The organism is Serratia proteamaculans (assembly GCF_946227095.1).
Lineage (GTDB): Bacteria > Pseudomonadota > Gammaproteobacteria > Enterobacterales > Enterobacteriaceae > Serratia > Serratia proteamaculans_E.
Genome location: NZ_CAMISV010000003.1, coordinates 123213 through 135661, shown reverse-complemented (window position 1 = coordinate 135661; position 12449 = coordinate 123213). Strand labels below are relative to the sequence as shown.

At 54.1% G+C, this 12449-nt stretch carries 11 protein-coding genes; 3 read left to right on the top strand and 8 right to left on the bottom strand.

All coding sequences use genetic code 11. The annotated features are described in order from the left end of the window. Positions 1-20: 20 nt before the first annotated feature. The 8 genes from OC597_RS07220 to flhD form a co-directional block, all read right to left on the bottom strand. Entirely contained in the window at positions 21-1646 is a 1626-nt protein-coding gene (locus OC597_RS07220; protein WP_262208206.1) for a methyl-accepting chemotaxis protein, read from the bottom strand. A gap of 84 nt (positions 1647-1730) precedes the next feature. Next, complete coding sequence (locus tag OC597_RS07215; protein ID WP_261256255.1) at positions 1731-3401, bottom strand: methyl-accepting chemotaxis protein; 1671 nt, start codon at positions 3399-3401, stop codon at positions 1731-1733. Between the two features lie 283 nt (positions 3402-3684). Continuing rightward, positions 3685-4185, bottom strand: a complete 501-nt coding sequence (gene cheW, locus OC597_RS07210; protein WP_262208205.1) for a chemotaxis protein CheW — start codon at positions 4183-4185, stop codon at positions 3685-3687. Between the two features lie 32 nt (positions 4186-4217). Next, entirely contained in the window at positions 4218-6191 is a 1974-nt protein-coding gene (gene cheA / locus OC597_RS07205; protein WP_262208203.1) for a chemotaxis protein CheA, read from the bottom strand. A 4-nt stretch (positions 6192-6195) separates the two neighbouring features. After that, positions 6196-7161 (bottom strand): flagellar motor protein MotB, encoded by a 966-nt coding sequence (gene motB / locus OC597_RS07200; RefSeq protein WP_262208201.1) that lies wholly within the window; start codon positions 7159-7161, stop codon positions 6196-6198. After that, positions 7158-8048 carry a flagellar motor stator protein MotA gene (gene motA, locus OC597_RS07195; RefSeq protein ID WP_037418923.1) on the bottom strand — a complete coding sequence of 297 codons (891 nt, stop codon included), beginning with the start codon at positions 8046-8048 and terminating at the stop codon, positions 7158-7160. The genes motB and motA overlap by 4 nt, the downstream gene beginning before the upstream one ends. 158 nt (positions 8049-8206) lie before the next feature. Further along, complete coding sequence (flhC, locus tag OC597_RS07190) at positions 8207-8791, bottom strand: flagellar transcriptional regulator FlhC (protein WP_157765463.1); 585 nt, start codon at positions 8789-8791, stop codon at positions 8207-8209. Further along, complete coding sequence (gene flhD / locus OC597_RS07185) at positions 8791-9141, bottom strand: flagellar transcriptional regulator FlhD (protein ID WP_017893242.1); 351 nt, start codon at positions 9139-9141, stop codon at positions 8791-8793. Before flhD ends, flhC begins: the two co-directional genes overlap by 1 nt. Before the next feature lie 1394 nt (positions 9142-10535). On the opposite strand from flhD, the gene ydgT reads away from it, so the two are divergent. The 3 genes from ydgT to curA all read left to right on the top strand — a co-directional run bounded on the left by ydgT (position 10536) and on the right by curA (position 12431). Next, positions 10536-10751 (top strand): transcription modulator YdgT, encoded by a 216-nt coding sequence (gene ydgT, locus OC597_RS07180; protein WP_012145712.1) that lies wholly within the window; start codon positions 10536-10538, stop codon positions 10749-10751. Between the two features lie 148 nt (positions 10752-10899). Next, a complete protein-coding gene (gene uspC / locus OC597_RS07175; RefSeq protein WP_099064662.1) occupies positions 10900-11319 on the top strand; it encodes a universal stress protein UspC in 420 nt (139 codons plus the stop codon). A gap of 77 nt (positions 11320-11396) precedes the next feature. Beyond that, a complete protein-coding gene (gene curA, locus OC597_RS07170; protein WP_261462834.1) occupies positions 11397-12431 on the top strand; it encodes an NADPH-dependent curcumin/dihydrocurcumin reductase in 1035 nt (344 codons plus the stop codon). Positions 12432-12449: the final 18 nt, after the last annotated feature.

Here is a 12449-nt window from a genome sequence, read left to right as displayed (position 1 = left end):
ACTCAGAAAAAACGGGCTGCTTATGCGGTTTGACAATCTGGGGCTTCCTTTACCACGGGTGAAACTGCGTCTTGAGAATGAGTCGGTGCGGTGAAGTTATCGTCCGCCAGGCGGAATACCGACACCGCATCGGCCAGGGTGATCGCCTGTTCCTCCAGTGCGGTGGCCGCCGAGGCGGCTTCCTCCACCAGTGCGGCGTTCTGTTGGGTGACCTGATCCATCTGGGTCACGGCCTGCGTCACCTGTTCGATGCCGCGGCTCTGTTCATCCGACGCCGAGGCGATTTCGCCCATGATGTCAGTCACCCGGGTGACCGAACGCACGATGTCCTGCATGGTGGCACCGGAGTTTTCTACCAGCACCGAGCCTTGCTTGACGCGACTGACCGACTCGTCGATCAACCCTTTGATTTCTTTCGCCGCCTGCGCGCTGCGTTGCGCCAGGTTGCGTACTTCTCCGGCCACCACCGCAAAGCCTCTGCCCTGTTCACCGGCACGCGCCGCTTCAACCGCTGCGTTCAACGCCAGGATATTGGTCTGGAAGGCAATGCCGTCGATCACGCTGGTAATGGCACCAATCTTCTGCGAACTGTTGGCAATGTCGTGCATGGTAGTCACCACGCCCCCCGCCAGCTCGCCGCCCTTGGCTGCGGTGGTCGAGGCGTCACGCGCCAGTTGTGAAGCCTGACGTGCGTTATCGGCATTCTGTTTCACCGTGGCAGTCAGTTGCTCCATGCTGGCGGCGGTTTCTTCCAGCGAGGCCGCCTGCTGTTCGGTACGGGAAGAGAGATCGTTGTTGCCTTCGGATATTTCCTGCAGGCCGATCAGGATCGATTCCGCGCCATCGCGCACGGCACCCACGGTGCCGATCAGCGATTGCTGCATGCGCTGCAGGCTGGCGAACAATAGGCTGATTTCATTACGGCCATACACCTGGATCGGTGTGGCCAGATCGCCGGCGGCAATGCGGTCAAAGTGGCTGCGCATGATATTCAGCGGCCGTACCAACATGTTACGTAACCACCACATGGCACTGCCGGTGACCACGATCAGCATCAGTACCGCACCGGCCACCAACCAGCCGGACAGGGTGAAGGAGCGCTGATTCGCCGCATTGGCTTCGCTGACGTTGGCGCTCACCAGTTGCAGGTACTGGACAAAATCGGCTTCAAACAGGTCCTGGGTTTTCTGCGTCGGCTGGTCCATAAACGCCTGCAGGTTGTCGTTTTCCAGGAAACCAATCAACTCTCTCAGGGTATTTCGCAGCCGGTCATAGCTGGCCTTGGTGGTTGCGGTCAGCTGTTGTTCTTGTTCGCTGTTACGCGGTACCGCCAGGAACTGGTTGAAATAGAGGTCGGCTTTTTGCAGTGAACTGCGCGCATTGCCCATCAGCGCATTGACCTGATCCTGCGGCAGTTTGAGCGCTGCACGGGTACCGGCACGATTGAGCGTATTACGCGCCTGTAGCAGCGATACCCAGCTCAGGCTGAGGGCATCGCGCTGCTGGCTGCCGAGGGTGATCAGATTCAGATTGTGGTTATCAGAACGGAAAGCGGTGTACGACAAGCCGCTGGTGGCCAACTGCATAACACAAAAAGTCATCAACAACAGAAACAGACTGGTAGAGACGCGGATTCGGTTAAACACTGTGAACCTCCTTGCAGCCGGCCGATGGCCAGCTCACGACGGGGAATTGGCCTCCCCCCGAACAGGAAGGAGGCCTAATGCCGGTTAGAACGTTTCCCAGTTATCCTGCGGATCGCTGGCGTTCATTTTTTTATGATTGAGTACCGGTGTTACTGTTGCCTTGCTGCTGGCAGGCATTTTGAACTCATCCTGGCCTGCCGCTTTTAAACGGAATACCGCCACCGACTGGGTCAGCATGCTGGCCTGCTCTTCCAGCGCCGCCGCCGCAGAAGCGGACTCTTCCACCAGTGAGGCGTTCTGCTGGGTAACGCGGTCCATTTCTGCTACCGCCTGACCAACCTGGTCGATGCCACGGCTCTGTTCGTCGGACGCCGAGGCGATCTCCCCCATGATGTCGGTGACACGGGTAACCGCATTGACGATATCGCCCATGGTTTCCCCGGCGCTTTCCACCAGCACCGAGCCCATATCAACGCGGTTGACGGAATCTTCGATCAGCCCTTTGATTTCCTTCGCCGCCTGCGCACTGCGCTGGGCCAGATTACGCACTTCACCGGCCACTACCGCAAAGCCACGGCCCTGTTCACCGGCGCGAGCCGCTTCTACCGCTGCGTTCAATGCCAGGATGTTGGTCTGGAAAGCAATGCCATCGATCACGCCGGTAATGTCGGCAATTTTCTGTGAACTACCGGCAATGTCGTGCATGGTTTGCACCACATTGGCCACCACCTTGCCGCCTTTCTGCGCGGTTTCGGAGGCGCTCAACGCTAACTGGCTGGCCTGACGTGCATTTTCGGCGTTCTGTTTCACCGTGGCGGTCAACTGCTCCATGCTGGCAGCGGTTTCCTCCAGTGAGGCGGCCTGCTGTTCGGTACGAGAAGAGAGATCGTTGTTGCCGGCGGCAATTTCAGAGGCACCGCTATAGATAGCATCGGCACCCTGACGGACCCCACTGACGGTGTCGATCAGTTCGTTCTGCATATGTTTGAGGCTGGCGGCCAATACGCCCATTTCATTGCGGCTGTTCACTGCAATCTGCTGGGTCAGATCGCCGGCGGCAATCATTTTGATGTGCTCGATCATGCGGTTCAGCGGACGCACCAGAATGTGGTGAATGCCGCTCCACACCAGGACGATCACTGCCAGGACCACCAGTAACACTACCGCCAGCGTCCAGAGTGCGAAGTTGAAGGAGTTGTTGCTGTCTTCTACTGCGCTCTGATAAAGCTTGTCGTTTTGCGCCAGGTAGGTGTTGTAGATATCTTCGAACGCGTCCTGATAGCTTTGCGTCGGCTGGTCAAAGAAGGCGTTGATCTTGCCCTCACCCAGCAATACGGTCAGTTCGGTTAACGCGCCGTGCAGAATGCCGTATTGCTGCTTGAGCTTTTCGGCCGACTGCGCGTCCTGGCGGGCATTGAGAGGGATTTTGTCATAGGCGGCGTAGTGTTGCTCCGCCACCACCAGGTTGCTTTTGGCTCGCGCCAGCAGCTCGGCCACAGTGGCACCGCTGCCAATGTTATTGGTGTCCATCATGTGACGAATACCGGCACGGTTGAGCGTGTTGCGGGCCTGCAGCAGGTTGACCCAGCTTTCGTTCAGCTCGGACTGTTGCTGGCGAATGGTCTGCAATACGGTGAAGTTTTCTTTGTCATTCTTCAGTGAGGAGAAGAACAGCCCGCCTGATACCAACTGCAAGGCGCCAAATAACACCAGCACCAGTAACAGGCTGGTGACCACCTTCATACGATTAAACATGTTTTCCCTTGTTAAACGCCCGCGCGGACAGGCCCTGATTACGTTGATTGACAGAGTTATCGGCGCGGCGGGGAAGAACTTTATGCGGGGAGGTAACTATTTTTATGTAGGATTTTGATGCAAAGGTTGCCTTTGAGACTGAGATACCCGGGCCTAGCGCACCGAGGGGCACTCCGGCGGACAAGCCGCTACGACCCCTTCGGCACGCTCTCCCTAATAACGGACATTGTTAGCCGCCTGAGAGGCACCATATATCGAGCCTCTGGGTAACCATTCAGACAGATCAGGCGCTTTTGGCCACGCTGTCGACCAGTGACATTTCTTCGCTGCTCAGCAGCTTTTCGATATCCACCAGGATCAACATGCGGTCACCCAGTGAACCCAGGCCGGTCAGGTATTCGGTCGCCAGCGTCACGGCAAATTCCGGCGCAGGACGGATCTGCTTGGTGGTCAGCGACAGCACGTCGGACACGCCGTCAACCACGATACCCACCACCCGTTGGCCAAAGTTCAGCACGATCACCACGGTGTTTTCATCGTAGGATACGTCCTGCTGAGCGAACTTCACCCGCAGATCGATAATCGGCACAATCACGCCGCGCAGGTTGGTGACGCCCTTGATAAAGGCCGGAGTATTGGCGATACGCGTAACCTGATCGTAGCCGCGGATCTCCTGCACCTTGAGGATATCAATGCCATATTCCTCATTGCCCAAGGTAAAAATCAGGAATTCTTGCCCTACCGTTTCGCCAGCCAGTTTGCTGACGGTTGCCAGTCCTGCCATGTCATTCACCCTTCAAATCAATAGATTAATTATTATGCGGCTGCGTCGGTCTGACGCTGTTCACGGTTCAGCGTTTGCAGCGCCGAGACATCGACAATCAGCGCCACGCTGCCGTCACCGAGAATAGTGGCCGCGGAAATGCCCGGCACTTTGCGATAGTTGCTTTCCAGATTCTTCACCACCACCTGATGCTGGCCGATCAGCTGATCCACCAGCAACGCATAGCGACGACCGGCGCTTTGCAGGATCACCACAATGCCCTGGGTAGCGTCGGTTTTGGCACCTGCAACTTCAAACACCCGGAACAGTTCCACCAGCGGCAGATATTCGCCACGCACCTGCAACACCCGCTCGCCACCGGCTAACGGATGCAGGTCTTCGGCCTGCGGCTGCAGGGATTCCATCACGGCGTTGAGCGGCAGAATAAACACTTCGTCGTTTACCTTGACCGACATGCCGTCGAGGATCGCCAGCGTCAACGGCAGCAGGATGCGGATCGCGGTGCCCTTACCTGCCTGAGAGTGGATTTCTACGTGCCCCCCCATCTCCTGAATATTTCGCTTCACCACGTCCATGCCAACACCGCGGCCGGATACGTCGGTCACCTGCTCGGCGGTGGAAAAACCCGGAGCGAAGATCAGCATCCCAACGTCTTCATCGCTCATGCTGTCACTGACTGCCAGTCCCTGTGAGGCCGCCTTGGCGAGAATTTTCTCGCGGTTCAGGCCGGCACCGTCGTCGGTCACTTCGATACAGATATTGCCGCCCTGATGCTCCGCCGACAGGATCAGATTACCCACCGCCGATTTACCGGCGGCGATGCGCGTGTCGGGATCTTCAATACCGTGGTCCAGGCTGTTGCGCACCAGGTGGGTCAAGGGATCGATAATGCGTTCGATCAGGCTCTTGTCCAGTTCGGTTGAACTGCCCTGCAACTGCAGCTCTACCTGTTTATTCAGCTTGCCGGCCAGATCGCGCACCAACCGCGGGAAGCGGCTGAACACGTACTCCATCGGCATCATACGGATCGACATCACCGACTCTTGCAGATCGCGCGCGTTGCGCTCCAACTGGCTCATGCTGTTCAGCAGGTCGCCGTGATTGACCGGATCCAGGTCGCCCGAACGCTGCGCCAGCATCGACTGGGTGATCACCAGTTCGCCGACCAGGTTGATCAATTGGTCCACTTTCTCTACCGCTACGCGGATGCTGGTGGATTCACTGGCCTTGGCCCGCGCCTTTGGCGCTTCGGCCACCGCAGGGTCCGCTTTGGCGACCGGCAATGCTGCAACAACCGGCGTGGCCGGCTCAGGGGCAACCACTGACGTCTCGGCCTGCGGCGGCGTGGCAAAGCTGATTTGCTCCGGCTCCAGCACAAAACAGAGTACCGCACTGATGTCATCTTCACTGGCGGAGGTCAGCAGCGTCACTTCCAGGCTGCTTTCGGTCTGATGCGGGTTTTTCACCTCGCCCAAATTCCCCAGTTCTTCCAGCATCAGCGGCACTTCGTTCGGCTTCAGGCCGCACAGGCAAACCCGCATCCCGCCTTCAATCGCCGCGGGCGTGGCGGCGGCATGTTCCGTGACCGAATGCGCTACAGAGGCATCCTGCTGCTGTGCGTCCAACGCAAGCTGCCGCAGCGCCTGACAGATGTATTCAAAGCTGTCGGCGTCAGGCTTTTGCGACGTTTTATAGGCGTCCAGTTGCTCCTGCATAATGTCTTTGGTTTCCAGAAACAGGTTGATAATCTCGGTGCTGAGGCTCATTTCCTGACGCCGTGCACCGTCCAGCAAGTTCTCCAACAGGTGGGTAGTTTCCTGCAGCACCGAAAAGCCAAAGGTGCCCGCCCCGCCCTTGATTGAGTGTGCTGCGCGGAAAATGGCGTTCAGCGGCTCAATGTCCGGAGCCAACGGATCCAGCTCCAGCAGGTGTTGCTCCATGTCGGCCAGCAACTCGTCTGCTTCATCAAAAAAGGTCTGATAAAACGCACTAATATCCATGCTCACGGGATCACCTCTGCTGTGAGTCGCTGTTAATCGGTGTAGGGACAGCCGCCGGCTGCTCCGGTGCAATGAGGGTGGCCGGTGCCGTCGCTGCAGGGGCCAGCGACTTCAATTCGACCGGCTGGGCGACATCCATCGCGTTGCTTTCGCCATTTTCGTGTTCAATGCCCTGCTGGGTTTGTTTGTTCAGCACCAGAACCGTGATGCGGCGGTTGATGGCATCGTCGGCGCCGTGCTGTTTCAGACTCATGGTAGCGGCCATGCCCACCACCCGCAGCACTTTGCCTTCCGACAACCCACCGGCGATCAGTTCGCGCCGTGAAGCATTGGCACGATCGGCCGAAAGTTCCCAGTTGCTGTAACCGCGCTCACCGCTGGCGTAAGGAATATCGTCGGTATGACCAGACAGGCTGATTTTATTCGGCAGGTCATTGAGGATCGGAGCAATCGCCCGCAGGATATCTCGCATATAGCTTTCAACCTGCGCGCTGCCGGTTTTAAACATCGGGCGGTTTTGACTGTCGATGATCTGGATGCGTAAACCTTCATCCATCATGTTGATCAGCAGGTGCGGACGCAGCGCTTTCAGACGCGGATCGGACTCAATCAGCTCATCCAGTTTCTCTCGCAGCTTGTTTAGCCGCAGCTCCTCGTCACGCTTCTCCAGCGTATCGATCTGCCTTTTCACCAGTCCGTCCTGCTGGGTAGGATCATCCCCACCTCCAGGGATCGGGCTGCTTTCCGAACTGCTTTTGTCGCCGGTCGTCAGCGCCACTTTCAGCGGCGTACGGAAGTATTCGGCGATTTGTGTCAGTTCCTGCGGACTGGCGATCGCCAGCAGCCACATCACCAGGAAGAATGCCATCATCGCCGTCATAAAGTCGGCATAGGCAATCTTCCAAGAGCCGCCGTGGTGACTGGCCTGATGCGACTTGCGTTTTCTGACCAGAATAACCGGATGATTCTGCTTCATGCCTGTTCTTCTTCCGTCGCCTGCTGTGCCGGCGCTTTCACCCGACGCACATGTTCTTCCAGCTCGACGAAGGACGGACGCTCGGTGGTGTACAGCGTTTTACGGCCGAATTCGACCGCAATCTGCGGCGCATAGCCGTTCAGACTGGAGAGCAAAGTGACCTTGATGCACTGCATCATTTTGACGTTTTCGGCGCTTTTCTGCCGTAACAGGGTCGCCAGCGGCGAGATAAAACCGTAGGCCAGCAAAATACCAAGGAAGGTACCGACCATCGCGTTGGCGATCAGCGCCCCCAGTTCGGCCGCCGGGCGATCGGCTGAGGCCAGCGCATGCACCACCCCCATTACCGCCGCAACAATACCGAAGGCCGGCAACGAATCACCGACCATCGCCAGGCTGCCTGCCGGCACCTCGCTTTCCTGTTCAAAGGTTTCGATCTCTTCGTCCATCAACGCTTCGATCTCAAACGCATTCATGTTGCCGCTCACCATCAGCCGTAAGTAATCGGTAATAAACTCTACGAGGGTGTTATCGGCAAGAATGCGCGGATAATTAGAGAAAATTTCACTTTCCTGCGGATTATCAATATCGAACTCTAGAGACAGCATGCCCTGCTGGCGCGACTTGGCCAGCAGCCGGTACAGCAGCGCCATCAAATCCATGTATAAATCTTTGCTGTATTTTGAACGGCGCATCAGCTTGGGAATGGCGCGCAGGGTGGATTTTATCGCCTTACCGTTGTTGCCCACGATAAAAGCGCCGATACCTGCGCCGCCGATAATTAAAAATTCGGCCGGCTGATAAAGTGCGCCCAGATGGCCCCCCACAATCAGGTAGCCCCCAAAGACCGCACCCAATACCACGAGATAACCCAAAATAACTAACACACGCATTCCTTAAATTAACAATGTGGATGGAAGGTGGGCTAAGCGCGCGTTTGAGACGCACCGACGCAGCAGGCTGGGCTGCGCCGATGGGTTCGGTATGCCGAACCCTGCATTTCACAAATCGGTTTAGGTCTGGATAAACCGGCGCTGTCGCCGGCTCAAATCGCGCGTTTAACCTGCTCGTCCAGCAGTTGAGGAATAATATCGGCCAGTTGCGGCGAAAGTTTACGTCTTTTTACTGCGCGGGATGGGGGTTGGCATAAACTGCAAACAAAACTGTTCAACGGCTGGTGCGCGTGGGTGATAAAAGTCCCGCCGCAGCAGTTGCAGGCAGAAAGCTGCAGCATACCGCTATCGACGAAACGCACCAGCGTCCAGGCTCGGGTTAACGCCAGCAACGGCGGTTCTCCCGGCGCGTGAGGACACTGTTCCAGATACAGGCGATAGGCTTTAATTACCGCTTCAACGCCAGTACAGTGCCCACTTTTCATCAGGAAGCTATAGGCGTTATAAAACATCGATGAATGAATGTTCTGTTCCCAGGTCATAAACCAGTCGGTCGAGAACGGTAACATCCCTTTGGGCGGCGGGCTGCCGCGCAACTCCTTATACAACTTGATCAAACGCCCACGACTGAGCTGAGTTTCACTTTCCAGCATCTGCAAACGGGCACCCAACGTGATCAGCTCCATGGCCAGCTGAATATCCTTGGCTTCCTGAACAATACTTTTCTCTGCCATCATCAAGCTCTTTTCTTCGTCGCACTACCGTCTTTAGCCGACAGCTCTTGCAGTAAATGGCTTGATAGCAAAATGCCGGTATGAATTTGCTGCAGATCGTCCACGCGCGACTCTTTCGTCAGGCGCTCAATCGTATGGTGATCGTTAAAACGGAATTGACACACCAGCTGGTTGGTCTCAGCCAGTTTAACCATTTGCGGTAACGTGAGTTGAGCGAGCGCATCAGCCATGGTTTCGTCGATACCCAGACGGAACATTGCCGATGCTTTTTCATCATTAATCAGACGCTGTGCTAAAAGTAAATATGACAAATTAATGTCATAAATATGCTTAAGTAATTCAGACGTACCCATATTCCCCATCCCGACAGACTATGTTTAAAAACATACGCTGGGTGATAATTTTTATCGCCCGTGACCTGGGTTTGTTCCCTAAGTTGGCAAATGAATCCCTGAATAACGACCGTTATAAATTTTCAACATCACTAAATTCGGACCGTCATTCAGTATTTGATACGTGCGCAAACCAACGTGTATGGATGTACAGCATTTTGCTCCAGCAGTGTTTAATCACCGTGAAACTATTTTTACAAAATTAATAAGATTATTCCTAATGCAGCGCAACTCTACCCCCGAACCATTAGCACACACAATGTAAGTGAGAGGCAATTTTAAATACAATGTGATCTGCATCACAAAAATAAAAAATATTTAAGCCAAATATTCGCTTTGCGGTGTGTTTTTTAACCTTGTTTTGGGACAAAAAATGACCATAAGTAAAAAAACGTCTTAAAAACAATGTATATAAGCCAAAAAAATATCTTTTTTAGATCAATTCGAACAAAAGCATTACCAAACTAAAATAACAGAACAAAAATCTGCTCGTAGCTGATAAAGACAGTATAAATAACCGTTTAATAACTCATAAACTATCCGCATTGAAAAATAACGCATGTAAACTATAAGGCTATTGGGTTTCGGATTTGACTTAAAATTCGAGTGTTCGGTTGTTTTATTTTTCAGCTAATGATCGCATTTGGTTAACAAAGTCTCGCTTAGGTTGTGAACAAGACAGTAGTCGTAACCATATGTTTCACGATAAAGGGAATGAAAGCGGCAGGTTTCGGATTTTTTTAGGTGAATTACCCCAAGACGATTTATCGGCAATATTAGTTAAAACTTTAATAATTTTTTATCGGCTGGCAGAAAACCTTTTAAATCGCACCTGATGTTTATTAGCCAATAAAAACCGGTGTCATTTCCTGTCACTCTTATAAAATAAAACGTAGTTTTATTTTATTTTATACGCTGGTTTCATATCTCCCCAATCAAATTCAAGTTACCCCCTGACAGCCGGCTCACGCATCCTGTGAACGAATAGGGGCATCACATCCCCGCTTTGCACTCATTCACCCGTGGCAACTTCATCCTCGCGGAACACCTGGCAGGGCATGTTGCCTGTACATTCATCGCAAGAAATGCCCTGCCGATCTGCTCTTCTGGACTTTTGCAGCCTGAGGCTTTCCCTATTTTGCGAGCCAATCAGCAGGTTGGCATTGCCGACAACGCACGGGCATATTATTATTCTCGACGCAGAATCAACTTGCTCGCAGCCATTTATTACCGTATCGAAATTTATTTATTTGAAATTAATTTTTCAGGTCACACATCACACTTTTGCTGCTGTCATGATGACAGGGTGATGTTTCTTCGTCCGGCTACAACTCTTAACAGGCTATATTTTAATCATGACTGATACCCTGGATTACCTGATGACATTCCGTAAATGCACCAGTTTGGACAGCGTGGAAAAAGTGTACGACAAGCTTAACTACTCCATTGATAATGATATTGAAATCAGCAACATGTACCGTGCTGCCGATCATCGTCGCGCCGAACTGGTTGCCGGTAAATTGTTCGATTTGGGCAAGGTGCCAAAAACGCTGTGGGCACAGGTGCTATAATTTTTTATTACACGCGCGTATCGGTTTATCTTTTATTGCTAAATAACGGCAATAGCCTGGGATTTATTGACGCGCGTGATACAAAACACATTTATTAGCGTCGCCAGGCTCTACCCTTTCCCCAAAGAACAGGAAACAGGAGTGGAAGATGGGATATCAAAACGTTCTGGTTACCGTCGCCGTGGCGGCCGACAGCCACCGCCTGGTTGAAAAAGCCGTTTCCATCGTGCGTCCCTACAACGGCAAAATCACCCTGCTGAGCATGATCGCCAATCCCGAAATGTACAATAACTTCGCCGGGCCGATGTTGGGCGATCTGCGCGCGTTGATGGAAGAGGAAACGCTGCTGTTTATGGAAGAGCTGCGCCTGCGGGCCGACTACCCGATAGCCGATACGCTGATCGTCCACGGCGAACTGGGCGACAGCCTCAACTACGCCAGCCATCAGCAAACCTTTGATTTGGTGATCTGTGGCAATCACAGTGACAGCATGATGAACAAGGTTTCCTGCTCTGCGGCGCGCTTTATCAATACCAGCCATATCGACGTGCTGATCATTCCTCTTTGAGGCTGAGCACATTAGGCCATTTCCCCTTGCCAAGGATTGTCTAGACTTAGGGCCCGTGTCCGCTTAAGGAGTCTACGATGTCCCAGTCTACGCAACAAAACCGCCGTTTTCTGTTAGCCTCACGTCCGCACGGTGAACCTACCGCAGACAATTTCCGTCTGGAAACAACGACGATACCGCAACCCACTGCCGGCCAACTGCTGTTACGCACCGTTTACCTGTCACTTGATCCTTACATGCGCGGCCGAATGAGCGATGCTCCTTCTTATGCCCCACCGGTAGAGATCGGTGAAGTGATGGTTGGCGGCACGGTATCTCGCGTGGTTACATCACAGCATCCTGACTTCAAACCCGGTGACTGGGTGTTGGGTTACGACGGCTGGCAAGATTATGCGCTGTCTGACGGCAGCGGCTTGCGTAACCTCGGTCCGGATCAAAAACACCCTTCCCGTCTGCTCGGAGTCTTGGGCATGCCGGGCTTCACCGCTTATATGGGCCTGCTGGATATCGGTCAGCCGAAACCCGGTGAAACCCTGGTGGTGGCTGCTGCCAGTGGTGCTGTCGGTTCCGTTGTCGGACAAGTCGCCAAGCTTAAAGGTTGCCGCGTGGTCGGCGTAGCCGGCGGTAAAGAGAAATGCCGCTATGTGGTAGAAGAGCTGGGCTTCGATGCCTGTGTCGATCACCGGGCGCCTGATTTTGCCGAACAACTGGCCGCCGCCTGCCCCCAGGGTATCGACATTTATTATGAAAACGTCGGCGGTGCGGTATTTGATGCTGTGATCCCGCTGCTCAATACCCAGGCGCGTATTCCAGTGTGCGGCATTATCGCCCACTATAACGCCACCGACTTGCCTGCCGGTCCGGATCGCCTGCCGATGCTGCAAGGGCTGATCTTGCGCAAGCGCATCCGCATGCAGGGCTTTATTATTTTCGATGACTATGCAGAAGGTTTTGGCGAATTCCTGCAGCAGATGGGCGAATGGATTGAGCAGGGAAAAATCAAATTCCGCGAAGATCTGGTCGACGGACTGGAAAATGCGCCACAGGCGTTTATCGGCCTGCTGCAAGGCAAGAACTTCGGCAAGCTGGTGATCCGCGTTAGCGACGAGTAATGTTTAAGGGCGCAGTCA

Bases quoted from the DNA above. Each gene is read 5' to 3' on its own strand.
- OC597_RS07215 (WP_261256255.1), bottom strand. From the start codon at position 3,401: ATGTTTAATCGTATGAAGGTGGTCACCAGCCTGTTACTGGTGCTGGTG.
- cheW (WP_262208205.1), bottom strand. From the start codon at position 4,185: ATGGCAGGACTGGCAACCGTCAGCAAACTGGCTGGCGAAACGGTAGGG.
- motB (WP_262208201.1), bottom strand. From the start codon at position 7,161: ATGAAGCAGAATCATCCGGTTATTCTGGTCAGAAAACGCAAGTCGCAT.
- flhC (WP_157765463.1), bottom strand. From the start codon at position 8,791: ATGATGGCAGAGAAAAGTATTGTTCAGGAAGCCAAGGATATTCAGCTG.
- flhD (WP_017893242.1), bottom strand. From the start codon at position 9,141: ATGGGTACGTCTGAATTACTTAAGCATATTTATGACATTAATTTGTCA.
- ydgT (WP_012145712.1), top strand. From the start codon at position 10,536: ATGACTGATACCCTGGATTACCTGATGACATTCCGTAAATGCACCAGT.
- uspC (WP_099064662.1), top strand. From the start codon at position 10,900: ATGGGATATCAAAACGTTCTGGTTACCGTCGCCGTGGCGGCCGACAGC.
- curA (WP_261462834.1), top strand. From the start codon at position 11,397: ATGTCCCAGTCTACGCAACAAAACCGCCGTTTTCTGTTAGCCTCACGT.